At 69.8% G+C, this 23,634-nt stretch carries 18 protein-coding genes and 2 pseudogenes; 10 read left to right on the top strand and 10 right to left on the bottom strand.

All coding sequences use genetic code 11. The features are described 5' to 3' along the window. Nucleotides 1–60: 60 nt before the first annotated feature. On the bottom strand, nt 61–993 hold the full coding sequence (locus ACMATS_RS00300) for an oxidoreductase (RefSeq protein WP_414166387.1): 933 nt from the start codon (nt 991–993) through the stop codon (nt 61–63). A 260-nt stretch (nt 994–1,253) separates the two neighbouring features. Here ACMATS_RS00300 and ACMATS_RS00305 point away from each other — a divergent pair, with 260 nt between their 5' ends. The 3 genes from ACMATS_RS00305 (at nt 1,254) to ACMATS_RS00315 (ending at nt 5,074) form a co-directional block, all read left to right on the top strand. Next, on the top strand, nt 1,254–2,096 hold the full coding sequence (locus ACMATS_RS00305; protein ID WP_414166388.1) for a helix-turn-helix transcriptional regulator: 843 nt from the start codon (nt 1,254–1,256) through the stop codon (nt 2,094–2,096). Between the two features lie 219 nt (nt 2,097–2,315). Beyond that, a complete protein-coding gene (locus ACMATS_RS00310; RefSeq protein ID WP_414166389.1) occupies nt 2,316–3,050 on the top strand; it encodes a hypothetical protein in 735 nt (244 codons plus the stop codon). 173 nt (nt 3,051–3,223) lie between these two features. After that, complete coding sequence (locus ACMATS_RS00315; protein WP_414166390.1) at nt 3,224–5,074, top strand: hypothetical protein; 1,851 nt, start codon at nt 3,224–3,226, stop codon at nt 5,072–5,074. Nucleotides 5,075–5,210: 136 nt separating this feature from the next. On the opposite strand, the gene ACMATS_RS00320 is transcribed toward ACMATS_RS00315, so the two are convergent. Continuing rightward, a complete protein-coding gene (locus tag ACMATS_RS00320) occupies nt 5,211–5,795 on the bottom strand; it encodes a hypothetical protein (protein ID WP_414166391.1) in 585 nt (194 codons plus the stop codon). A 1-nt stretch (nt 5,796) separates the two neighbouring features. Between ACMATS_RS00320 and ACMATS_RS00325 the strand changes: the two genes are divergently transcribed. After that, nucleotides 5,797–6,390 (top strand): hypothetical protein, encoded by a 594-nt coding sequence (locus ACMATS_RS00325; RefSeq protein WP_414166392.1) that lies wholly within the window; start codon nt 5,797–5,799, stop codon nt 6,388–6,390. Nucleotides 6,391–6,655: 265 nt separating this feature from the next. Here ACMATS_RS00325 and ACMATS_RS00330 read toward each other — a convergent pair whose 3' ends face one another. Together ACMATS_RS00330 and ACMATS_RS00335 are read right to left on the bottom strand one after the other, a co-directional pair. Next, entirely contained in the window at nt 6,656–9,799 is a 3,144-nt protein-coding gene (locus ACMATS_RS00330) for a Helicase associated domain protein (protein ID WP_414166393.1), read from the bottom strand. Nucleotides 9,800–9,833: 34 nt separating this feature from the next. Further along, nucleotides 9,834–10,178, bottom strand: a pseudogene (locus tag ACMATS_RS00335) (DEAD/DEAH box helicase family protein); the annotation flags it as partial. Nucleotides 10,179–10,583: 405 nt separating this feature from the next. On the opposite strand from ACMATS_RS00335, the gene ACMATS_RS00340 reads away from it, so the two are divergent. The 4 genes from ACMATS_RS00340 to ACMATS_RS00355 are packed head-to-tail and all read left to right on the top strand — an operon-like array spanning nt 10,584 to nt 15,833. After that, nucleotides 10,584–11,645, top strand: coding sequence for a hypothetical protein (locus tag ACMATS_RS00340; protein ID WP_414166394.1), 1,062 nt, complete (start codon nt 10,584–10,586; stop codon nt 11,643–11,645). Between the two features lie 38 nt (nt 11,646–11,683). Beyond that, nucleotides 11,684–12,412 carry a hypothetical protein gene (locus ACMATS_RS00345; protein WP_414166395.1) on the top strand — a complete coding sequence of 243 codons (729 nt, stop codon included), beginning with the start codon at nt 11,684–11,686 and terminating at the stop codon, nt 12,410–12,412. Then, nucleotides 12,409–14,715, top strand: a complete 2,307-nt coding sequence (locus ACMATS_RS00350; protein ID WP_414166396.1) for an integrase — start codon at nt 12,409–12,411, stop codon at nt 14,713–14,715. Before ACMATS_RS00345 ends, ACMATS_RS00350 begins: the two co-directional genes overlap by 4 nt. Further along, entirely contained in the window at nt 14,712–15,833 is a 1,122-nt protein-coding gene (locus ACMATS_RS00355; RefSeq protein WP_414166397.1) for a hypothetical protein, read from the top strand. Before ACMATS_RS00350 ends, ACMATS_RS00355 begins: the two co-directional genes overlap by 4 nt. Nucleotides 15,834–16,053: 220 nt before the next feature. Here ACMATS_RS00355 and ACMATS_RS00360 read toward each other — a convergent pair whose 3' ends face one another. The 4 genes from ACMATS_RS00360 to ACMATS_RS00375 are packed head-to-tail and all read right to left on the bottom strand — an operon-like array spanning nt 16,054 to nt 19,485. Further along, nucleotides 16,054–16,659 carry a Mov34/MPN/PAD-1 family protein gene (locus ACMATS_RS00360; protein WP_414166398.1) on the bottom strand — a complete coding sequence of 202 codons (606 nt, stop codon included), beginning with the start codon at nt 16,657–16,659 and terminating at the stop codon, nt 16,054–16,056. Beyond that, nucleotides 16,656–17,936, bottom strand: coding sequence for a HesA/MoeB/ThiF family protein (locus tag ACMATS_RS00365; RefSeq protein ID WP_414166399.1), 1,281 nt, complete (start codon nt 17,934–17,936; stop codon nt 16,656–16,658). Before ACMATS_RS00365 ends, ACMATS_RS00360 begins: the two co-directional genes overlap by 4 nt. Next, entirely contained in the window at nt 17,930–18,514 is a 585-nt protein-coding gene (locus ACMATS_RS00370) for a hypothetical protein (RefSeq protein ID WP_414166400.1), read from the bottom strand. The genes ACMATS_RS00365 and ACMATS_RS00370 overlap by 7 nt, the downstream gene beginning before the upstream one ends. Further along, the gene (locus tag ACMATS_RS00375; RefSeq protein ID WP_414166401.1) at nt 18,511–19,485 is read right to left on the bottom strand and encodes a hypothetical protein; all 975 of its coding nucleotides are present in this window, start codon (nt 19,483–19,485) and stop codon (nt 18,511–18,513) included. The genes ACMATS_RS00370 and ACMATS_RS00375 overlap by 4 nt, the downstream gene beginning before the upstream one ends. 216 nt (nt 19,486–19,701) lie before the next feature. Here ACMATS_RS00375 and ACMATS_RS00380 point away from each other — a divergent pair, with 216 nt between their 5' ends. After that, the gene (locus tag ACMATS_RS00380; RefSeq protein ID WP_229327450.1) at nt 19,702–19,929 is read left to right on the top strand and encodes a hypothetical protein; all 228 of its coding nucleotides are present in this window, start codon (nt 19,702–19,704) and stop codon (nt 19,927–19,929) included. Nucleotides 19,930–19,975: 46 nt separating this feature from the next. Here the strand turns inward: ACMATS_RS00380 and ACMATS_RS00385 are convergent, their stop codons facing one another. Then, nucleotides 19,976–21,445 (bottom strand): SAVED domain-containing protein, encoded by a 1,470-nt coding sequence (locus tag ACMATS_RS00385; protein ID WP_414166402.1) that lies wholly within the window; start codon nt 21,443–21,445, stop codon nt 19,976–19,978. Nucleotides 21,446–21,900: 455 nt separating this feature from the next. Then, nucleotides 21,901–22,170: pseudogene (locus ACMATS_RS00390) on the bottom strand (helix-turn-helix domain-containing protein); the annotation flags it as partial. A gap of 146 nt (nt 22,171–22,316) precedes the next feature. Here ACMATS_RS00390 and ACMATS_RS00395 point away from each other — a divergent pair. After that, complete coding sequence (locus tag ACMATS_RS00395) at nt 22,317–23,372, top strand: alpha/beta fold hydrolase (protein WP_414166403.1); 1,056 nt, start codon at nt 22,317–22,319, stop codon at nt 23,370–23,372. The last annotated feature ends 262 nt before the right edge of the window (nt 23,373–23,634 follow it).

Genomic DNA, 23,634 nt, shown 5'->3' on the forward strand with positions numbered 1-23,634 from the left:
GGTCATCTGTGGCGCCTTCCGGATGTCTTCGTCGATTGACGTGGTGGTGTCGGGCAACGGTCAGTGGGAGGGGTAGTGGACCTGGGTGAGCTGCTCGGAGACCGACCACAGCCGACGGGCGACGTCCAGGTCCTGGGCGGCCTTGTCGGGGTGGACGACGGTGGGGTGGCCGCGGTACTCGCCGAAGCCGTCCGGGCCGATGAACTGGCCGCCCTTCACCCCGGGTGCGGTGGCCGCGTAGAGCTGGTTCCAGGCTCCCTTCTCTACGGGCTGGGCCATCAGCGGATTGGCGATCTTGGAGAAGAAGAACCGCAGGAAGCCGGTCGGGCCGCTGGACTGCAGGTTGGTGCTCGCGTAGCCCGGATGGGCCAGGTCGCTGGTCACCGTCGATCCGGTCGCGCGCAGCCGCCGGTCGAGTTCCAGGCCGAACAGGGTGTTGGCGAGCTTGGACTGGGAGTAGTAGGCGCGCGGGGCGTAGCCGCGTTCGCCGTGCAGGTCGTCGAAGAAGATGGTGCCGCCGCGGTGCTCGACAGAGCTGACCGTCACCACGCGGGCGTCGCGGCCCTGGGCGGCGGACTTCTCCAGATGGCCCAGCAACAGGCCGGTGAGCGCGAAGTGGCCGAGGTGGTTGGTGGCGAACTGCAGCTCGTAGCCCTGCGGCGTGAGCCGGTGCGGGGGCCACATGACGCCCGCGTTGTTCACCAGGACGTCCACCGGCAGGCCGTCGTCGAGGATCTTCTGTGCGAAGGCGGTCACCGAGTCCAGGTCGGACAGGTCCAGCAGGCGCAGCTCGACGCTCGCCCTCGGCTGCTCGGCCAGGAGCCGCTCCACGGCGGCGGTGCCGCGGTTACGGTCCCGGGCGGTCATCACGACGTGGGCGCCGTGACGGGCCAGCTCTCGGGCCGTCTGGAAACCCAGACCGCTGTTGGCCCCGGTCACGACAGCCGTCCGGCCCTTCTGGTCGGGGATGCGGGCGCTGGTCCACTTGGCCATGGGATGAAGCTCCTCAGCAGTGCTCGACGGCTGCAAAGCACCGTCTACGTGCGAAAACACCGGTCCGGGAGGAGGTCTCCCAGCGGCTGTCTCCCAGCCTGCTGCAGGCACGAAGAGGTATCCACGGTGCGTTTATCGTCGGTCCGGCAGTACGTGGATAACCGGAGGCGGACGTATCAAGCTGGTCATGTCAGCGACTGCGAGCCGGTCCCGCCCCGATCTGCTCGCAGTGCCCGCCGTACCGCCAGGGAGCACCGAAGATGACCGACCGCCGAGAGCTGGGCCGCTTCCTGCGCGCCCGCCGCGAGGCCCTGCGCCCCGCCGACGTCGGCCTCATTCCCGGCGGACGGCGCCGCACCCCCGGCCTGCGCCGCGAGGAAGTGGCCATGCTGGCGAACATCTCCACCGACTACTACGAACGCCTCGAACAGGCACGCGGAGTCAACCCCTCCGAAGCCCTGATCGGCGCCCTCGCCCGCGCCCTGCGCCTGTCCACCGACGAACGCGACCACCTCTACGCCGTCGCCGGCTACCAGCCCCCACAGCACCACTCCGCCGACGGCTACGCCGACCCCGGGCTGATGCACATCGTCGACGCCCTCACCGACACCCCCGCGCAGATTGTCGACGAGCTCGGCACGGTGATCGTGCAGAACGCCGCGGCCGTCGCCCTGCTGGGACCGCTGGCCAACCGTCCGGGCCGGGAGGGCAACGGCGCCTGGCTCTGGTTCACCCACCCCACAGGCCGCGGTTTGTACCCGCAGGAGGACCACGCATCACTCGGCCGCGTCATCGTCGCCGACCTGCGCGCGGCCGTCTTCCGCCACGGCCCTCACCCGGCAGGCGAGCAGCTCGTCAACGACCTGCTCGAGCGCAGCGAGGAGTTCTCCGCCATCTGGGAACTGGGCGAGGTCGCCACCGTCCGCTCCGCCCGCAAGACCCTCCTCCACCCGCACGTCGGCCGCCTCGACCTGCAATGCGACGTCGTCCTGAGCCCCAGCACCGGCAACCGCCTCTTCCTCTACCGGCCCCAGCCCGGCACCGACGCCGCCGAACGCCTGGAATTCCTCCGCGTCCTCGGCCACCAGACCTTCACCACCTGACACCACCCGCCCAGGCCCCCGGACGTCCGCCGACGGGGCCGGAATGCGCCCAAGGCGGCGGTCCGGACTCCTTCACACCGTTGAGCGGGAGCGTCCGTCAGCCTCGGCGGCCGCCACCCGACCCGCCCTTGATCACCTGAGCAGGAGGATCCCGTGTCACCACCGCTGCCACAGGAGCCCGACCATCGGCACGAGAGCGCAGAAGGTGACGCGCACATCATGCGCGGCCTCGCTCGCCGGATGACCCCGCCGGTCGGAGCAGCCTTCACCAGTCACCTGCTCTACATCCTGGGCCTGATGCGGATCGTCGGCGAGGTCGAGGGGGCAGCCGCCGTCGACCTCGGCGGCACCGGAAAGATCCACCGCAGCGGACAAGCCCGCGCCGACGACACGATCGCCTACTTCCAGCACTGGGTCCGGCACGGTGCGGCAAGCCCGCAGGCCGCCGCCTCGATCGACCGGGTCCAGGGCATGCACGTCCACTACGCCCGCGTCTACCCTTTCTCCCACGAAACGTACGTTCACGGCATCGCACTGTTCACTCTTCTGTTCGACGAGATCCTCACCCTCGCCGGCATCAACGCCTTCACCGACAGGGAGAAAGCCGCTCAGGTTCAGCACTGGCGCGCCATCGGCGCCCGTATGAACATCCGCGACGTGCCCACCACCTGGACCGGCATGCAGCAGGCCCTCCGCGACTACGAACAATCCCCCCAGTGGTACCGCCCAACCCCCGCCGGACGACGCAGCGCCGAAGCCCTCATCCACCAGTTCAACCACCGCTGGCTCCCCCGCCCCCTGCACCGGCTCGGCCGCGCCGTCCTGCTCTCCCTCCACCACGACCACGTCCTTGCCGCCATCGGGCAGGACCCACCGCCCGCCTACCTGGTCCGCCTGACCCGCCGTGCGCTCCGCATCGCGTACGCAGCGCAGATACGGCTCGCAACCCGTTGACGAAGGTCATGCAGCATCACCCGGTGTCCGCGCAACCCGTCGCGGAGAGGCCAATTTCCGCTCCAAGCAGCTGATTTGGCTAGAAACGGACGTCACATCCGTAAGAGGCGGTCGTTTGTTCTGTGGCCGCCGGACGACTGCGGCCGCAGGACACCTGGGGAGGGAGCAAGGCTATGGGGCAGGCGCTCGCAGTGGAGTGTCACGAGTTCGAGGTGGAGGGGGCGTGGGTCTCCCGTTTCTTCACCGGGCCGATGGTGCTGGTGGCAGGCGAGTCGGGGGCGGGAAAGAGCACAGGGCTGGAATCGCAGTGGTATGCCGTGGGCCTGAACTGCACCAAGGTGATGCCCGCTGTGCGGGCCTGCGAGCGGGTCCGGCTCACGTTCCAGATCGGCACGGTACGCTGGCGCGCCACCCGCTCGGCGCGCAGCAGCGCGGGGACGGTGGAGTTCGAGAACCTTTCCGAACCGGGTCAGCCCCCGGTGCGCTGTCCGGTCAAGCCGGGCAGGAGCGGTGAGCTCAGTGCCGCCGAGTTCTTCCAGGATCTTCTGGGCGTCCCCCGGATCGGGACGGGCCCGGGCCGGCTCACCATGGAAGACATCCTGCCCTGGATGTACATCCAGCAGACCACCATCGCCGTCAGCTACCTCGGCGGGCTCTCCCCCGCGCGGCGCCGCCTGGCAGGGCGGACACTGCTCGGCGCCCACGACGCGCAGGTGGAGGCCCTGCGGTCGCGCGCCGAGCGGGCACGCAAGGAGTGGTCAGCGGCCAAGGGCACGCTGGAGAAAGTCCTCGCGGTGCGGGCCGAGCGGGGACTGGACGAGCTCGGTGACCTGCAGGCCCGGCAGACACAGTGGACCACCGAGCACGAAGAGACCGCAGCGCGGGCACGCGCGGCTTCCGCGGAACTGAGCAAGCTCGCCCGCCAGCACCAGAGCCTTGCCGACCAGGCGAAGGCAACCGAGCCCGCCCAGCAGGCCGCACGGGCCAGCGCAGACGAGGCTGAGAAGGAGGCACGGTCCTGGGCACGCGCCGAAGGAGAAGCCGAAGGGCTCTACACCGCGTTGCGGGAACGTGCGGCAGACCCTGCTGCATGCCCCGTGTGCCACCAGAAGCTGGTGACCGAAGGGCTGTCGGACGAGCAGTGCCGGCTGTGCAAAGAGATCGACCCCGGCCGGGCGCAGCGCAGCCGGCAGGACGAGGAGCGTGTGCGGCAGGCCCGCGGGCAGCGGGACCGGGCCCGGGCCGCCCGGGAGCGGGCGGACGCTGCGGCCGCGGCTGCGCGGCTGAGGGCGCTGCAGGCCGACCAGGCAGTGCGTGAGGCATACACGCGTGCTGCGGAGTTCGGCCGGGATGCCGTCGAGCCGCAGCGGGAGACGGTACGGGGACTCGAGGCGGCAGCACGTGAGCTGGCGGCACGGCTCGAGCAGCTCGCCGAGCACCTCAGGGAAGTCGACGTCCTGCGTGACCTGGAGCGTGACCGCGACCGCCTGGAGGCGGCGAAGAACACCGCGCAGGAAGAGTTCAAGAGCGCGGAGGAGGACGTAAGCGAACACGTCAAGGCCCTGGTGACACGGTGGTCGCTCTTCTTCGAGGAGCGTATGAAGGCCACCGATGCGCAGGTGCGCAGTGCCTCCATCGATGCCGAGGACTTCTCTCCCCTGGTCAACGGCCGCCCCTTCGAAGCCCAGGCCGTGGCCGGCGCGGTTCTCGTCAGGGTCAACATCAACGCCATGCTCGCGCTGCGGGACCTGATGCGCGAGGTCCCTGCCATCCGGCTGCCGGGCTTCCTCATGATCGATTCCCCGCTGAGCGGCCTCGGCACCCAAGGACACGACCGACAAGCCTGCGAGACGATGCTGCGCGCTCTCGTCGACTGCGCGATCCGGCCCGACACCCAAGGGCACGTGCAGCAGGTGATCTGCGCGGTCAACGACCCACTCGACCAGCCTCTTCCAGCAGTCCGCCAGATCCTGGTGGACAAGACCGGCCGCTACATCCCCGGTCTCCCAGCCGACCAGGCATAACCGGCCACAGGCTGCTTGCAGCCGGACCGGCTGCAAGCAGCCTCCGGGAGTACCAGGTCCGTCCCGTTACACCCCGGTGCACTCCGAGTGGTGCCGCAGGGCTTCTGCCATCCCGGTCCGGCTGCCGGCGCCCACGCTATCGGGGCTTCTTCAGTGCCGGCTCGCTGTAGAAGAGCTCGACAAAATCCTTGCTCGGCGGGTAGCCGCCGGAACGCTCCTTGGCGAAGGCCCGCAAGGCGGCGCGACGGGCCGCCGCGGTCGTCGCCTGGGCGAGGACTCCCTGGCCGACCGCTTCCTGAGCCAGGTCCGGCAGGCTGGCGGTGAATTCCTCGTACGCACGCTTCGCCGCCTCGGCGACCCGGGCCGCAGCCTCTTCCCCGGCGTCATACCCCAGTCGGCTCAGCCCGTTGCACCACCGTGAGCACAGTTCGGGGAACTCACGCAGCAGCACCCGTTCACGCTCGGACCTCTTCGTCGCCTCGCGGAAGGCGGGGAGTTCCTCAAGGTGGCGGGCGATCCGGTCGATCTCCTCGGGGGTGGAGGGCGGGTCCTCCTCTTCCTCTTCTTCTTCGGGGAGGTTCTCCTCCTCGATCTCGTCGAGTTCGTCGACCAGTTCGTCCCACCACCGGGCATCGGCGTGCCAGCTGTGGATGACGGTGCCGGCGGCGAACTGCAGGACGAGTGTCTGGCACCGTCCGTGCTGCTCACCGGCCTGGACCACGATGCTGGAACGGGAGCTGGAACCGCATCGCCGGCTGGCCGAGCTGCACCGCTCCGTTCAAGCCGCCGAGGATGAACTGAAGGGAGTGCAGAAGGAGATCCGCACCCGAAAGAACTTGCGGGCCGGACGGCAGACCACACTCGGCGAATTCGAAGAGCACTTCGCCGAACTGGCTGGCTCCGTCGGCCTGCCCGGCGATCCGGGTGCCCGGCTCAGCCACAGCTCGCTGCTGCCGCAGGTCCGCGCCGGGACCCTCACCAAGGTCGGACACGGGGTCCGCTGCGCGATCAGCGTCGTGTACCGGATGGCGTTCCTCAGCTACGCTCTGGTGACCGGGGCAACAGATCTGCCGTCCTTCCTCGTCATCGACTCGCCCCGCAAGAACGTCGGATACGGCCACGACGACCAGGAACTCATCGGCCGGCTCTACACCCACTTTCTCGATCACATCCCCGGGGTGCGCAGCGGCGGTTCGCTCCGTACCCGGCCCCGCCAGATCATCATCGTGGACAACGACCTGCCCAAACTGCCCAAGCGACTACTCGATCAGATGCACACCATCGAGCTGACCCGGGACAACCCGCTCGTCCCCTGAACGCCGTGAGCAGACCGGCCGGCTAGCGAGCCGCAGCGCAGGAACCCGCTGGTGCCCCAGCGGGTTCCGGTGTCAGCCACCAAAGACCGCCTGGCAGGCCGCTTGGCCCTGTGCAGCAAGTGTCGTCAGCCCGGCGGTAACAGTGGTGATGCCGTCCAGGCGTGCCCGCACCCGCTCGTACGCGGCTCGGCCGCTGCACCTTCACCACTGGCGGGGTCTATGTAGGCGGCGGGGGTGATGGGGACGGCAGGTGCCACGGCCTTGCTCAGCGCGGTGGGGCGATGGGCTCTGTAGGGTCGTGTGCCCAGAAGGCGGCGGTGACGCGCTGGACGAGGAGGGACTGGTCGCTCGGCGGGTCATCATCGCTGTCCACGGCGTGCGGCACGAGGACCCTGGTGCGGGCCACGCGCCGTACGTCTTGTGCCATGAGCGGGCGCAGGATGTTGACGAGTTGTGTGGCGGTGCAGTTGGGGTCCGGCAGCACGATGGCGTCGAGGTCGCGGGGCAACGGGTTGTAACTCCTGTATACGCAGCGGATGACCGGCTGGTCGTGTGCGTACCGCCCTGTCGGCGGGTCGCCCTTCAGGAGGATCGCCGCGTCGAGCATGTCCACCGCCAGCTGCATGCCGAACTTCTGGGCCTCGTCCCTTGTGGCCAGTACGACCGCGACACGGCGCAGCCGGAGCCGTTCGATGATCTGCGCGGTTGCGTTGGCTTCGGTGGACCATTGCCGCGGACGCCGCGAGGCGGGGTTTCTGCGGACGCGGACCACCGCCAGCTGGCAGGGCGCCAGCAGTTCTTCGTCCTCCAGCGCCTGCCGGCTCGTCGGGACGATGTGACTCCCGAAGATCTTTTGTGCAGGCATGTGGACCGCCCAGTCCACGTCGCGTGCTTTGAGGCCGGGTGCCATCTGGCGGGGGATGCGTGGAGTGGCCGTCAGATAGATGCGCCGCCGGGCCAGGATGCGGTCGTCGTAGTGGATGCCGGCATAGGGGTGTTCCGGCGTGATGATGCCCTCTGCCGTGCGGTGCGCTTCTTCGACGACGAGGTGTCCCCAGGCAGGAAGGTCGTGGCGACGGTGGCTGTCGGCGACCAGTGGGGCATCTGCGTAGCGGGCGAACACCAGCGCTCCGGGCGGCTGGTGTCTGATCCAGTCGGCCAGATCGGCAGCGCTGGTCAGACGGGTACCACCGTGAGGGCCGAAGCCCAGGCCCGCCTGCAGCCTGTCGCCCACTTTCCGCCAGGTGGCGGCGGCTTTGCGGAGGTAGAGCACATCTGGGCCGAGGATCAGGCAGGTTTCGGGGGCGAGTTCAAGCACGGCGGACGCGATGGTGGTGGTCTTGCCTGCTCCGGCGGGCATGCTGATCAGCGTCCGGCGGCCGCCCCCGCCAAAGATCATCGGGGCCAAGCCTGGTGGCGGCTCGCTCTCGGCCGTCCAAAACACCGGGTCGTGCGCACCCACCAGCGTGGCAATGTCCTGGAGAGCCGGTTCCTCCCCAGCCGCGGAATTGCTCGTGCCGGCAGCGGGGGTCTGCGTTGACGGAAGCAGTGCCGGCGGCGTCTGCGCGCGCTGGGAAGCCGGTGTCCATTCCATGGCCAGTGCTTCCAAGGATGCGATCTCCTCGCTGCTGAGGGCACCTTGTCGGGCCTGGGCACGCAGGTCGGTGATCCATGGGCCGAGCGGGAAGCGTCGGTCGCCTTCGCCGGCGTGGAAGTCGGGCGGGACCTGCAAGTGGTGGTGCTGGCGGTAGAAGTGCCGGGCGGCGCGCAGGCCGCCTGCGAAGTGGTTGGTGGGGGTGCGACGGAGCGCCAGGGCCAGCGGGCTGTCCTTGAACGGCAGTGCCGCCAGTTGCTGACGCTGCTCCTTGGCCAGGGTGGGGAACATGTCGAACTGCCGGTCGAGCCAGCGGGTTACGTGGGCTGCGTCGCCGGGCAGAGGGCCGGGGGTGATGACCGGAGGCGATTTGCTGTCGCGGACCCGTGCCAGGGTGCGCTGCCATGCGTCGGGCCAGTGGGGGTTCCACCAGCGGTCGATGTCGCGCAGGGCGCGCCGGTAGGGGTCGGGCAGGGTGCCTGCGTCGTCTTGGCGGCGCTGCTCCAGGAGCCACTGGGCGAGGGGGCGGCGTTGGCAGGTCTCCTGCGCGTCGCGGGGAAGGAGGTGGCCGTGCTCGCGTGCATAGGCCTGGGCGGTTTCGAGGAAGGCCTCAGTGCTGTCCGGGTCGTGGCGCCAGGTGATGTTGAAGGTGGCCAGTGCGGCGACGCGGGCCGCCGGCAGGTGTCCCGCGGCTTTCAGGGCGCGCTGGTAGCCGAGCCAGCAGCCGAGATGGAACCCGTCGTCGGTGATGTGATTGCTGGGGACGTCGAGGTGTCCGTGCGCGGTGTGGAAGACCCGGGCAGCGGCCATCCCGGCGTCCCAGATGTCCGGTTCGGGTTCCATGATGCGCAGCATCAGGTGCGGGGCGATCTCCGGGGCGCGGGCGGGGCGGACGGCGTAGTCGGGCGTGGAGATGAGCAGGCGGCGGCCGCTGATCGGCAGGCGGTAGAAGTAGTGCTCGTCGTAGGCCCGCAGCGCGATCATGACGTGGTGGAGCAGGTGGTAGGGCGTGCCGAAGGTTGCTTCTTCGGGTCGCTGGCCGGGGCCGAACAGAACCGGGATGATCAAGGTGGAGACCTTGTTCATGCCGGGGCCGATGCGCAGGGCCCGTCCGATGGCCTGGATGATGTCGATGGTGGACTGCTTGGGGTCGGCGAACAGAACGGAGTCGGCCAGCGGGAAGTCGACGCCTTCGACGCACAGGCGGACGTTGCACAGGACGCGGAGTTCGGCGAGAGCGCCTTCGATTCGGTCTGCGGGCGCTTGCCCGAAGTGGCTCATGCGTGCGCACCGCACCGGCCGGGGGTGCTGGGAGTGAAGGCTGGACACCCACAGGCCGTCGGCGTGCCCGCCGGGGATGGCGGCGGCGGTCTGCGGGAGAGTTTCGGCGAGGGCTTCGCACTGCGCGATGCTGCGGCTGAAGGAGACCGTTCGCTGAATGTGGTGGTCCTCGCGGGCTTTGAGCAGGGCCAGTTGGGCTGCTGCGACCCGCGCGGAGTCGGCCTGCGGGGTGCGGCCCCGTTTCGAGCGGCTGGTGAGGAAGGCGCGCAGCTGCGGGTGGTGGATCTCGGGGGCTGCGATGCGGTAGTCGGCGAGTCTGCCTTCGTGGATGGCCTCGGCCAGGGAGTAGCGGTAGGCGACGGTGCCGTAGAGGGATACGTCGTCCATGGAGGCGATGGGTTTGGTGACGACGCCCCGGTTGACGTCCCAGATGCGGGGTGTGGCGGTGAGGTAGGTGGCGGGCGGGGATGGCAGCGTCGTCGTGGATGACGCCCCAGGCCTTGCTGCGGGCTCCGGCGGTGCGGTGGGCTTCATCAACAATGGCGATGTCCCAGCGGGGCAGTTGATGGTCGCGGTGAGCCAGGCGGAGCTTCTTCAGTGCCGCGTAGGTGGCGAAGACGTTGACCGGGCCGTCGGCGTTTCGCACGGCCTGGGCTAGCTGTGCCGGGTCGTCGGTCATGGTGAGAATGCCGTCGAGGACGGGCTCGCTGGTCTGCGGGTCGGAACAGACACCCAGGTAGAGGCCCGGGCGGCCGGCGGTGTACCAGACGCGGGCGGTCTGGTTGAGCAGCTCCAGGGTGGGCAGCAGGGTCAGGCTGCGGCTGTTGGCGGTGATCTCGTGGGCGATGTGGACGGCAAGGTGGGTCTTACCGGTACCGCACGGCATGATCACTTGTTGCCGTGTGCGTCCCATCGCGAACGCGTTGAGCACACAGTCCGCAGCATCACGTTGCCGCGTCCACAGCTTGCTGGACAGACGTCCGCCGGGAAAATCAAGCTGCACAGGCCAACTCCGCAGTTCTGGCAGATCAGTGGATCTGCTCGAAGAATGCGCAGCGGAGCGACCATGCACTGCACACCCGGGGGTGTTGCCACACGATCAGGTGAACTGCCGTACGAAACAGGCTGTTCGTTGTTCGCGCGCGATGTAGAGGTACCTGTGCAGGAACAGCACAAGGGCGAAGACTGCGCGAGGCCGACATAGCTGCGGGACGGGGGCCGTATGGCGTGGGGCCGGAGTCTGGCACGCGTATCCGTACGGCTTGCCGGCCATGAGTCGAACTGCTCACTGCTGTGGCGCGCAGCGGCGGCCCAGGGGGTGGATATCGCCTTCCTGCTGGCCGAACTGGGCGAGGGAGAGTCGGGGCAGCAAGCGGTGCAGCCGCATCTGGCCGAGGTCTTCTTGAGCGCTCCGGCCGCCGAACGGCTCGCCGCGATGCTGAATGTGGAGCTCCCGCGGCTGCAATGGGCACTTCCGCACCTGCGCGAGACCCGCCTGCTGCCCGGGCAGCAGGCCCGCTGGGAATGGCCGTGGTATCCGATGGAGCACTACCTCGTCCCGGCCTGCAGCCGGTGCGTGGCACTGCGGGGCGGCGGGTGGGGGCCGATCTGGCTGGTCTGGCCCGAGTCCTGGAAGATCTGCGACCGGCATGGCCAGTTCACCCATGTACGTCAGTCCGGCTCCGGCGTGGAACTGGCCCCGCTGGCACAGGTGGTGCGGGCGCACCGGCAGTGCCGACGGTTCGAACGCAGGCACGGTCCCGTCGGGGCGTACCTGACCGCGGACGCGTTCGCGATCACTGGCTGGTGGTGGCGCACGACGGTCGTGGAGTGCTGGGCGTGGCGGGCCCAGCGCGCCGGGCGGCCGGAGAGCGATCTGGAGTCGGCCTGGCTGTGGATGTATCCGGAGGCCGTCGCGGTGGCCCGTGCGCTGCTGGACTATGAGCGGCAAGCGCGCGAGGCGCCCCAGCGGGCCGTGGACAGCGGCCGAGGGGCAGCTGCTGGAGCGCCTGGCGCAGCTGGCCGCTGCGCTCGAACTGCCGGGGACGTGGCAGACCCCGGTGGCACAGTGGCTGCACCAGCATCACCGGTGCATGCCGCCCACAGCGCCGACGGGCGGACCGGGGCGGCCGGTGACGGCGCTCATCCACGCCGGCGACGAACAGCAGCAGTCCCTGGCCGAGTGGTGCTGTCTTCCCTGGGACTGGACCGATCCGTCCGTACCCGTGTGAGGTCGGTGCGGCAGCGCCCGCCACCGCCCACGGACCACAACTACGCAGGTTTCGGGCTGCCGTTCACCATGCCCTTCATCCGGGTGATCGGCTGCTGTGGTGGCGATGGATGCACCGTGCTCAGCGGATCATGGAACGGGGCTGTCTGAGGCGGGCCGCCGTAGCGAGCTGACGGAGGGGAATGCACGTGTCGGACACTCCCCTTGACCCACAGGTGATCACCGTCTGCTACCTCGACCGGTTCGGGCGCCGGCGCGAACTGCCGGTGGAGCAGGCCGCTCCGGTGCCGTTCGAACAACTGGCGCCCCTGCAGGTGCCGGTGCCCTATCCGGGCCGGCAGTCCTTCGTCACCAAGGCCTGGGCCTCGGCCACCGGCCAGTCGCTGGCGTGCGGTTCACTGCGCCAGCAGCGCTGCGGCATGCTGCTGGACCGGGATCCGGCGGTGGCCGCGCGCAGCGCCGGGCCGATGGAGCTGCGCTGGATCAAGGACGGCGGCGTACAGAGCCTGCGGCCGGACTTCGTCGCCTTACGGGCGGGGCGGCGGGAAGTCATCTGTGTGCAGCCGGAGGAGCTCACCGACGGTTGGCGCGCCGGGCAGGAACTGCTGGCCCGGGCCGCCCCTGTGGCCGGCTGGCGGGTGCGGGTCATACGACCGCCGGACGGGGTGGAGCTGGACAACCTGATGCTGCTGTACGCCGCCCGGAACCGGCAGCACCTGGCCTGGGGCGATGCCGAGGCGCTGGCCCGTCACTTCACTTCGGCGCGCACCATCCGCTCCGGGGTACGCGCGGCGGGCCTGCCCGCGTTTGCGGGTGTGGACCTGGCCTATCACCTGATCTGGAAACGGCGGCTGGACACCGACATGACCAGGCTCCTGACACCGTCATCGACGGCATGGCTTGGGACGGGCGGATGACCACACCACACGACACGGACCCGCCCGGCCCGGTATCGGACGGCGCGGACACGCTGGCCCTCGGCGACACCATCACCTTCAGCGGGACACGCTGGCTGGTGACCGCTTTCCACGGGCCGCGGGTCTTCCTCACCGCGCCCGGGGAGACCACAGCCGAGCCTTTGATCATCCTCCAGCCGGTGCTGGCGTCCGCGAAGGACTTCGCGGTCCTGAGCCGGAAGGCCCCCCGCACGGTGATCGCCCACCGCGGGCACGAACTGAAGGCCCTGCCCGCCGCATTGCGCCGCGAGGTGCTGCGGTGGGAACGCATCGTGAAGGAGGTGCTGCACCAGCAGGCCCCGAACGTGCCGGCGACCACCCGGCCCACATCCGCCTTCGACCCGGAGCTCCACACCCTCAAACAGCGCTACCGCGCCAAGGCCGACCAGCTGACCGCGGCCGGCTGGCCGACCTCGCCCGCCACCGTCGAGCGCAAGTGCCTCGCCTGGCGCAAGCAGGGCCTGCTGGGGCTGATCGACCGGCGCGGCCGGCGCGCCGCCTCCGCGCACGGACGCGTCGACCAGAGAGTGATCGACCTGGTGTGGGAAACTCTGGACGACGAACGCGAAGCGGGGCTGTCGCCGGGCACCTTGTCCCGGCTGATCGGCCGTGTGCAGCAGACAGTTCGGGCCCGCTACGCCCGTGAGCTCACCGACGCCGATGCCGCCACCACGGCTGCGCTGCTGCCCAGCCAGGCCACCTATTACCGGCTGCTGCAGCGTCTGGGGATCACGGCACACAATGCGCATGCGGTCGCGGCCCGGCGTGCGGCCGGCCCGCCGCTGTCGGTGGCCCAGCCCGGCAGCCGGCGGGCGACCACCGCACGCTGGCCCGGGGAACTGGTGCAGATCGACACCACCGGGCTGGATGTCCTGGCCATCGGTGACGACGGGCAGGTCATCTCGGTGGAGCTGACCATTGCCATCGATGTGGCCACGCGCAGCATCGTCGGTGCGCTGGTCGTGCCCAAGCGGTTCCGCCGCACTGCCGGTGCGGGCCGGTGGCTGGGCGGGCGGGCCACCCGCAGCTTCGACACGGTGCAGGTCGTGGCGCAGAGCACCGCGCCGCTGCCGGTACGGCCGGGGTGGGCTCCGGAAACCTTCATGGACGGCTCGGATCTGCCCTTCGCGGAACTGCTGGCCGTCGATGAGCGGTTCGCCGGTGCGGCCGCCCGGCCGGTCATCAAACCCGAGCCGCTCGTCGTCGACCACGGCTCGCCGTTCGTCTCCGCGGACTTCACCCGTTCCTGCAACTCCCTGGGCATCGAGGTACGTGAGGCGCGGCTGCGTACCCCCGTCGACAAGGCGATCGTCGAGCGCGCCATGCTGGCGATCAAGACCGGCTTCAGCCAGCATCTGGCCTCCTACACCCACCACCGTCTGGAGCTGCGCGGCAAACACGTCCGCAAGCAGCCGCTGTGGACGATCGCCCGGTTGCAGGAGCTGTTCGAGCAGTGGGTGGCGCTGCGCTGGCAGCAGACCCCTCACGGCGCGCTGCGCAGCCCGTTCACCCCAGGACTGAAGCTCACCCCGAACCAGATGTATGCGGCGCTGATCTCGCTGCGCGGCTATCGGGCCACGGCACTGACTGAGGGCGAGAACCGCAAGCTGCTGCCGACCGTGTGGGTGCGCATCAACCGTAAGGGCTTCCAGATCAACAACCGCACCTACAACCTGGACAAGGGGGCCCTGGATCCCTTCCGCGGCTCCTCCGGGCTCGCGGCCTTCCAGGGGCGCTGGGAGGTGCACTACTCCCCCAACCAGCCCGAGGTCGCCTGGTTGTTCGACCACCGGGCCGACCCGGACGGTGACCCGTGGGTGGAGGTGCCCTTCATCCACCGGCGCCTCCTGCGCGACCGATGGACCGAAGAGAGCTGGGAGCAAGGGCTGCAGGTCCATCTCGCCGCCGGCAGGCACCGCCACGACGAGGCCGCCATCGCCCGGGCCACGCAGCGTCTGCTGTCCCAAGCCGCCGACGGGCCCGGGCCCGAGGACGTGCCCGCCGCTCCTGCCCTTCCCCTGCCCGCGCCCCGCCGGCCGGTGGCGCCCAAAGTGCCCTATGCCGCCGGGATGCCGCCGCTTGATCCACAATCGGTGCGGCCCTTCCGCCGCCTCGATCGCCCCGCCGCGGAACTCTTCACCGCTGGCGAGCCCGCACAAGACAGCGGACAGAGCATCGATGCCTTCCTCGCCTCGCTGCCCGAACTGAACCCGCCCACCGACGGCGACACCAGCCCACGTGGCCAGCAAGGAGAGGACCGTTGACAGCCCCGGTACGTGATCCGCAGTCCCCGCCCGCTCCCCCAGCCCCGCCAGCCCCCGCCACCGCCGGCCCGCCCACCACCCTGCTGGGGTGGCGCACCCGCCTGCGGCAGCCGCCCTCCCAGCCCCCGCCCCTGGTTCCGCTGCCGCCGCACGACCCCTCCGACACCGACAGCGAGCAGGCAAGAGAGAACGATCCCCGCGTCCGCTACCACGCCGACCTCGGACTGGTCGAGACCACCGACATCCGGCGCGGACTGCTCCTGGCACGGCGGATGCTGCGGCGAAACGGCGAACCCCGCCAGCCCGGCCCGCATATCGCCATCGACAGCGACTCCCGCGGCACCGGCAAACGCACCCTGCTGCACCACATCGGGATGGGCCACCAAGGGCGCCGCGAGAAGCTGCACGGCATCGACAACACCCGCATCCCGGTCGTCTGCATCAACGCCCCGCCCACCCCGGGCACCCCGGCCGACTGGTCCGCTGCCCTTGCCACCTTCCTGGGCTGGGACCTCTACCGCTCCGGCACCGACAGCCGACCCGTGCAGCGCATGAAGGACTTCACCGGGCCCGCCGTGCACGTGATGCGCACCCACCACGTGGAGGTGTGCCTGGTCGACGGGATCGACCGGCTGCGCACCGAGGACCTGCAGCCCACCTTCGACTTCTTCGACTACCTCGCGGACGAACTGAGCCTGACCATCTTCTGGAGCGGCATCGGCTCCAGCGACATCCTCCGCGAAGCACGCACCGCCCGCTTCCCCGCCCTGCGCCGCACAAGCGACGCCGCACCGCTGCGCCAGCGGTCCGTACCCACCCTCTGGGTCAACCGGCTGCCGCCCCGCAGCCCCGAACACCCCGACGAATGGCCCCGAGCCCTCGCCAGCTTCGACGGCCGGCTCCAACTGTGCCAGCACCGGCCCGGCAGCCTCCTGGAACTCGACGAAGAGCTCTACGAGATCACCGACGGGCTCATGGAAAACCTCACACCGCTGCTCAGCATGGCCGCGCAGATCGCCATCCTCGACGGCACCGAAGCGATCACACCCGAGGTCCTGCACGACGCCGCCCGCTACCTCGACCTGCCGGGCAAGGATGACACCAACGGCGCATGGTGACGCACGGCGCCCGGGCGTGGGGTCCTGGTCCCCTCCCCAGGGCCGCGAGGTATCAACTCCCCGGGGCCCAGGCGCAGTACCCGTTCTGCTGATCGGCGGTCGTCTCAGGCGAGCCCAAAAACGGCTGGGAATAGAGCCTTCTGCCGAAAGGCACAGACCATGCCGAGGCCTGGGTGGGCGAACCTGGTGACGGGCCCAAGCCTGCGCGGTGAGTTCACTGTTATCGCGGGTGCGTACGGCCGGGTTGAGGGCTGCGGGCGGCGATGGAGGGTTCGTCGTGCGGTGACGCGGGTGCCGGCCGGCGCGGAGGCCGGAAGCGCCGTGGCCGGGGAGGCGGGTCTTCTCGCCTCGGCCCGTCCACGGGGCTGATGGTGAGTTCCACGGGGGCGACACGCCGGCCGTGGCAGGTCCAGGCGGCCCCCGTCCAACGGCCTTGCCGGGGAGCGAAGATCACTGCGATGACGCTGTGGAAGCCCAGCTCGGGATCGTCCAAGAGATCTCGGTAGGTGGCCGTGTCGCGCGCGCTGGGGACCGGACGCCCGGTGGGGTGGGTGTGCCATTCGCCGACCCAGACGCTGCTGTCGGCCGCGAAGGCCGCGTCGGCGAGCGCCTGAGCGTGCGCGAGATCGCGCAGGAAGTACGTGGGGGTGCGTACGGCGGCGGGTCCGGGAGTTCCGGCGTGGTGGACCGTGACGGTGTCACGGGTGTGGTGTCCGAGCAGGATTCCTCCGGTCTCGGTGGTGTGGTCGGCCGTGCGCAGTTCGGTGGTGATCACGCGGGCGGCCGGGGCAGTGAGGTGCACGACGGCCACGGGCTGTTGTGTCATGGCTCTTCGCAGGTGGGGCAGCCGGGTCTGGGCGGGGTAGCGGGAAGCCAGCGCAGTTCGGCGGTGCGGTGGAGGTCGAAGGGCGGGGCCCAGCCGGGTTGGCGGCGCAGTCCGAGCAGGGCGTGCTCTCCGGGCAGGCGCTGGTCGGGGTGTCCGGCGCGTTCGAGGAGAGTGGCGACGGCGCTCTTCGCCGCGAGGTGGGCGACGAGGTGGAGGTCAGGTCCGACAGCGGTCATCGGCCGGTGCCGCGTGCCGGTGCCGTATCCGGTGTCCAGAGCGGGCTCGGGGTCGACGCTGCCGGCTTCGGCGAGGGTTTGCCGCCGACAGGTCAGGCAGCCGTGCTGGGGCCAGGGGCGCAGTCGGAGGATCTCGCCGAGGGCTCCGTCCTGCAGGACGCAGGCGAGGACGGCGGTGAGGCCCGCTCGGCGGGCCAGGTGGCCAGTGACGCGGCGTGGGGCCACGCCGTCGGCCGCGCACACGACGAGGTCGGTGTCTGTGAGGAGGGCTCGGATCCGGTCGGCGTGCTCGATGACGTCCAGGGCCAGGGGCTCCACGCGCGTGTCGGGGCGCAGCTGGGTGAGTTCTTCGGACAGCGCGGTGACCTTGGTGCGGCCGATGTGTTTGCGGGAGCTGGTGTGTCGGACGAGATTGTGCCATTGGAGGCGGTCGGGATCGACGAGGGTGAGGTGGCCGACGCCATAGCCGGCCAGCGCGTGCGCGGTGGCCGAGCCGATACTCCCCGCTCCGATCAACATGACGCGGGTGCTCCGGAGTTCTTCGACGGGCCAGTGGCCCTCGAGCTGCAGAACCCCTGTGACTTCGGGCTCGACCGACACCTCAAGCGGCTGGATGCCCGCACGGGTGACGTGCCAGGCGAGGAGGTCGGGCAAACCGCTTTCGGGAAACGCGTCCTTCACGCCGGGGGCGTGGGTGATGGCCACATAGCCGCCGTCGCCCGGCGTCTTGAAACCGCTGGGTACGGCGTCCTTGAACGCATCGAGCTTCAAGGACGTGCCGCGCCGTACTCGCAGGAGGTACCAGAGCGCGTGCAGTTCGCCGGTGGCCCGGTACCAGTAGCCGGTGGGAAGGGAGTCGCAGCCCGCCAGCAGCCGGTTTCCGGGTGCGGGATCCACCGAGATGATGGATCCGTCCGCTCCGTCGGAGATGCCGCTGACGACGGCAAGGTCGTCGGGCTGGCTGATGCGCAACGACAGCCGGCCCGATGGGCCCGCGGTGCGTAGTCTGGTCGCGGCGCCCTGTGGGATGAGGATCAGCACGCGGGACCGTCCTGCCCGGCGGTGTCCGGCTCACCGTGCCCGGTGGTGTCCGCGGGTGTCGGGGGCTGGGCCAGGAAGTGGTCGAGGCGACTGTCGGTGACGATTCCGCTGTCGGTCATCTCCTCGATCGTCTGGTGCTTCATCAGTGCGTACTCGATCCGCCAGCCGGCGGCCTTTAGCAGCAGGTCGCCAACGGACTCGTGGCCCGTCCATACGTCGTCGCGCAGGAGGCACAGGCTGGAGTCGCCGTTGACATGCCAGCGGTGCTGGGTCCACTCGAATGGTTCGGGCAGCGGGTCCAGAGGGAAGATCCGGGGGGCCACCATGGGGTGGGCGTGGCCGTATTCCAGGCGCAGCCGGAGGCCGTGCTCGCCGATCCAGTCGGTGAGGTGGGCGGGCTCGGGCCGGTCGAACGGCCAGCGGGGCAGCATGCCCTCCCATCCTCCCGCTCCCTCGTCGCTGAAGACGAGGTGGGGAAAGCGGGCGGGGATCTCCTCCTGGTCTCGTCGCAGTCGGTGTCGTTCGCACTCCCACCAGGTGATGGAAGTGCGGGTGCTGCGAGCAGGTGCGGTCGTCATCCCTGGGGTGCGTCCTTGATGGGGCGGGGAGTGATGAGCGCGGGCGCGCCGATCAGCGAGGTGGTCTTGGAAGCAGGGGCGGGCGCCGGGAAGTCCTCGCCGAAGATCTCCTGCCACAGTCGCAACGCCTCGCCGGTGTCGCCTTCGGCCGCCGCCGCGCAGGCCTGGTCCGCCAGGTCCGCGGCATTGGCGAACGCAGCCGACAGGCCCTGGCGGTCCAGGTCGGGCTGGACCTCGCCGCACAGACCGGCCGGGTCCCACACGCCCTCGTTGACTCGGGTCGCGGCGGCGGTGAAGAACGTCTTCAACCCCTGGGAGCGGTTGCCGGACATGGGCAGGCACTGCAGGGCGAGGACCTCCATGACGAGGGACTTGACGCGTCCCTCGACCGGTGCGTCGAGCCGCCACTGCTTGAGCAGCCTGACCAGCGGCCGGAAGTATGGCCAGGAACGCTGGTGTTCGGCGACCAATTCGATCAGGTATTCGGGGTTGGCCGGCACCCACCTGGCGCTGAGCTTCTCGGGTATGAGCAGAGAGTTGTCGGGCTGCCGTAGCGCGGTCATCACGTCGACGGTGAAGGCCTCCGGGTCGTCGGGGTCGTCGAGGAAGCACTTGACAGCGTGGTTGCGCAGCAGGGTGTGTCGGACCACGGTGGCGTGGGTGCCTTTGCTCTGGCTCAGCAGCCGGTTGACCTGGGAGCGGATGTGCTCGAGGGCCTCTTCGGCGCTCGGCCCGCTGCTCCCCCACTCAGGGTGCTCGTCCGGGTCGTAGACGACCACGATGTCGACGTCGTGGATGGGCTTGAGCTGCGTGCTGCGGCTCAAGGAGCCCGATCCGAACGTCTCGAGGACGTCGGGCTCTTTCAGCAGCGCCTCCTTGAACAGGTCCCGGCGTCCGCGGGCCAGTCTCGTTTTCTCAATGTCCTCGTCGACGGTCTTCTGCAGCGCGTCGAATGCCTCGTCGATCCTCATGCCGTGTGCCTCCTCGGGCTCGCCGTTCAGCTCGGTGCACGCCCCGGACGCGGCACCTCTGTGGTGCGCGGTCGAAAAAGGACGTTCGATGGCTGCTCGTTGCCACGGTACGGGCCCCCACTGACAACGCCCTTCGGATCACACCGCGTTGATCTTCAGGGTGAGGTGCTGTCCCGTGCCTGTCGCCGATCCGGCTGCCGGGGGCAGCGCGTCGGGGTGGTCAGGAATCTGCCCCGGTCCGCGCTCCATGCCGCCGTCACCACCCACATATGGGAGTGCTGGCAGACGGCACGCCGGCAGTGGGCAGCGCAACTCGGCGACGCCACCCCAGTGGAGGAGCTGCTGTTATTCCATGGCCCGCTGCCGAACGCTGTCGCGTTGGGCTGGCTGACGGCCCGTGACCGCCTCACCCTGGTCCCCCACGACCTGCACGAGGCGCGCTGAGCAACGGCTTCACCGGGCAGCGTGATGGTGGAGAGGCGGGCGGGTTTTACGCGTCGACGACGAACGCCTTTTCATACACCTGCTGTGAGTTGACGTCCTCGTACACGGTGGTGGGGCGCAGGCGGTTCCACCGGTTACCCAGCAGCAGAGCCAAGCCCATCGGGCCAGCCTGGAAGAGGTGGATCGCAGGATGCGCGCGGCAGGCACGACGCAGCAGATCCCGGATGCCGACGGCAAGGGCGCTGGCCGTCGCCGCATCCGGGACGGAGTTGTCCTTGGCACCACCGGGCGGGCGCAGCACCAGCAGCCGGGAGACGGGTACGCGCTGCTCCCGCAGGAAGTCCAGCACATCCTCGGTGGGGTCGATGGCGACCGCGATGGCCACGGCGAGCTCCGGCCCTAGACCGAGAGCGTGCTCGTCGACCTCCGGGGCCAGCACAGCGTCGTACCCGGCAGCGGACGACCAGACCTGTCCGCGCTGGGCCACGGCCAAGTCGACTCCAGTCACCATGCGGAAAGCCGCGCCGACCACGAACGCGGGCGCCAGACGCAGACTGCCGGTGACGGCGATGGAGGTCGTGCCCGGCGGCATCCGAAACGGTGCCGCTTCGATGTCCGCCTGCAACTGCGACCAGGTCGCCGGGGCAAGCGGACGCCGCTTCACGTAGGGCGAGGCGCCCTCGAAGCGGTCCGCCCAGTCCACCATGTAGTCGGCGTCCTCCGCCATCGGGTCCGGTTTCAAAGTGGCGACGGAAAGCACCGCCCGTGACGTGCCGGCCTCCAGACGCAGAGACCGGATCGCCTCCCTGACGTCCGCCAGGGACAGCCTGCGCTGCCCATCGGCGACTCGGCGGGCCACCCAGTCCGCGCCGGCGTGCATGGCCTCCGCATCGAACCGCAGCCCGGCAGCGAACATCAGCATCTGCAAGTGCTCATGCAGGTGCATCACGTCCCGTGCCAGGTCGAAGCGCAGCACCTTCAACAGATCCAGCAGCCTGTCCTCGCTCAGCCCGATACCGGCGGCCCAACGGCTGCGCGCCTGTCCCTTCTTCGATCGCGGTCCCTGCTGCGCCGCCTTCGGCACGAGCAACTGGGTGCGGGAATCCCTGAGTGAGATCAGCGGATCCCCGGCATCCGGGGACCGGTTGCTCAGCAGGGCAAGATCGACCGGAGTGCCGTCCCCGACGAGTTGCTGCCAGGCCTGCGCCACCTTGTGCAGGATCGACGGGCCGCCCTGGTCGCTTGGCTTGAGCAAGTACTCCTCGTTGACGGGTGAGGAACTGTCTGCGGCGTACTTGACCTGCATGTAGGTGTGCGGCGGCTCCTCGCGGTACAAGACGACGTCATCCACGTTTCCCACGCCGTCCACCTCAACACCGACCGCCACCACCGGGTTCGGCACGCGCAGCGCCGCGTCACGCACCGCCGTGACACAACCCTGCCACGCGACCAGCCACTGGTACCGGTCACCGGCGATACGAACACCCGTCGAACTCGGGGCAGGCAAGTCAGGCACGAAACACGGTCTCCCACTCGAGCGGCCGCCATACCACAGCCAACGAGCAGACCATCACCCGCGAGCCCTCCCCGCGCCCAGCCCATCAACCGCTGGAAGCCCGTCGGGCTGAACGACGGCGTTCTCGGGCCCGCCCGACGCTGACCAGCTTGCAAAGATCAAGGGCGCAGAGCGGGCATCTGCGCTCCCCCAGCCACTGCTCTATACGCGTCGGAGCACTTGATGCCCAGTCCGCGACAGACGCCCACCGGCAAGGGTTCGTCAGCCGAAGGCATGCAGACGCCCCTGGCCGCTACCGGAATTCTCAATACACCTGCGGGATTCTCATTAGGCCTGCGGTACTGCAGCTCAAGGTCCTGATCCGCACGGAGAAAGCATAGCGAGGCATCCCTCAGCCATCTGCATCCTCGCAGGTCAGAGCGATCCCTCTACCGCAAGAGAAATGAGAACTCACAGAAGCCGTGCGGCGCCGTGCTGCGGGGCTCTGCCGCAGGGTCGGGTGCGGTGTCGGCCAGCTCGTCCAGGGCGACTGCGTATTCCTTCGCCAGCTGCAGCACCACCTCCAGGGTGGGCTTGCGCCGGCCGGTCTCGATCCGCGACAGCGTGCTGGGCGAAATGCCGGTCGCGCGGCTGACATCGGCGAGTGTGACGCCACGGCGCTCGCGCACGACCCGCAGCCGCGGCCCCATCGCCGCCAGCGTCTGGGTCACGTTGTCACCTGCCACCGTCCCCCGTTCCTTCCCGTCGTGCCGCTTCACCGCCCTGTCCTGCAACCTTGCCAGAATGGCAACGCTGATCGCGCCGAGTGGCCGCAGCACCGCATGATCGACGGGTTCCTGCCGGCCGCCCGCGAACCGAGGAGAAGTCCGCCATGCGATCCGAGCCGTCCGCCGCACTCCGCCACCGCACCGTCGAGGCCCCGGCCGGGCGCCTTCACCTGGTCGAGCAGGGCACCGGCCCGTTGGTCCTGCTCGTGCACGGCTTCCCCGAGTCCTGGTACTCCTGGCGCCGCCAGCTCCCGGCCCTGGCCACGGCCGGCTACCGGGCGGTGGCGATCGACGTGCGCGGCTACGGCCGCTCCTCCAAGCCTGCGGAGACCGGCGCCTACCGGATGCTGGACCTGGTGGAGGACAACGTCGCCCTCGTGCACGCCCTCCGCGAGGAGAACGCGGTGGTCGTCGGCCACGACTGGGGCTCCAACATCGCCGCCACCTCCGCCCTGCTCCACCCCGAGATCTTCCGGGCCGTCGCCCTGCTGAGCGTCCCCTACACGCCGCCCGGCGGCCCCCGCCCCACCGGTATCTTCGGCCAGATCGGCGGCCCCGAGCAGGAGTTCTACGTCTCCTACTTCCAGGAGCCCGGCCGCGCCGAGACGGAGATCGAGCCCGACGTCCGCGGCTGGCTCGCCGGCTTCTACACCGCCCTGTCCGCCGACACCATGCCCGCCGGGGACGGGCCCGACCCGCACTTCGTCGCCCACGGCGGCCGGCTGCGCGACCGTTTCCCAGCCGGCCCGCTCCCGGCATGGCTGAGCGAGGACGACCTCGACATCTACGCCGGGGAGTTCGAGCGCACCGGCCTGACCGGCGCCCTCAACCGCTACCGCAACATGGACCGCGACTGGGAAGACCTCGCCCCGCACCACGGAGCCCCGATCGTTCATCGTCCGGTACTCGATGACACGCTGATGCGGCCGAGCAACCTGGGACTGACTGAGGGGATGGATCTCCACCCGCGTCCCACGACCCTCCCGGTTCAAGCGGTGGAACCTGTCGGCGCTTTGTCGTCCCCCGTACAGCCCGTGAGCGTGAGAGCGGCGGCCAGAGCGAGCCCGCACACCGCGGCGAGACGACGGTGGACGTGGACGGCAGAAGGGAACACGGTGCGCACAGGCAAGGAGAACTCCACGATCGGTACGGGCGGATGACACCGGCCGCGCCTGGCGCTCAGCGTCCGACACGTGGGGGGATGGCCTCGCCCACCCTAACGCCCCTCGCGGCGGCCCACGGTCGGGATCGAAGACTCTTCGGGCGCTGGCGTCAGGTGCAGTCCGTGGCGACGAGGAGGTGGTCGAAGTCGCCTTCCCGGTTGGCGGGAAAGACCCACGACCTGATGCGGCCCGCGCGCACCGCACCGCCTCGAATGCACTTTAGATGCACCTTTAATGGATGTTTTCGACTTTGTGCCAG

The organism is Streptoverticillium reticulum, assembly GCF_047456005.1.
Taxonomy (GTDB): domain Bacteria; phylum Actinomycetota; class Actinomycetes; order Streptomycetales; family Streptomycetaceae; genus Streptomyces; species Streptomyces reticulum.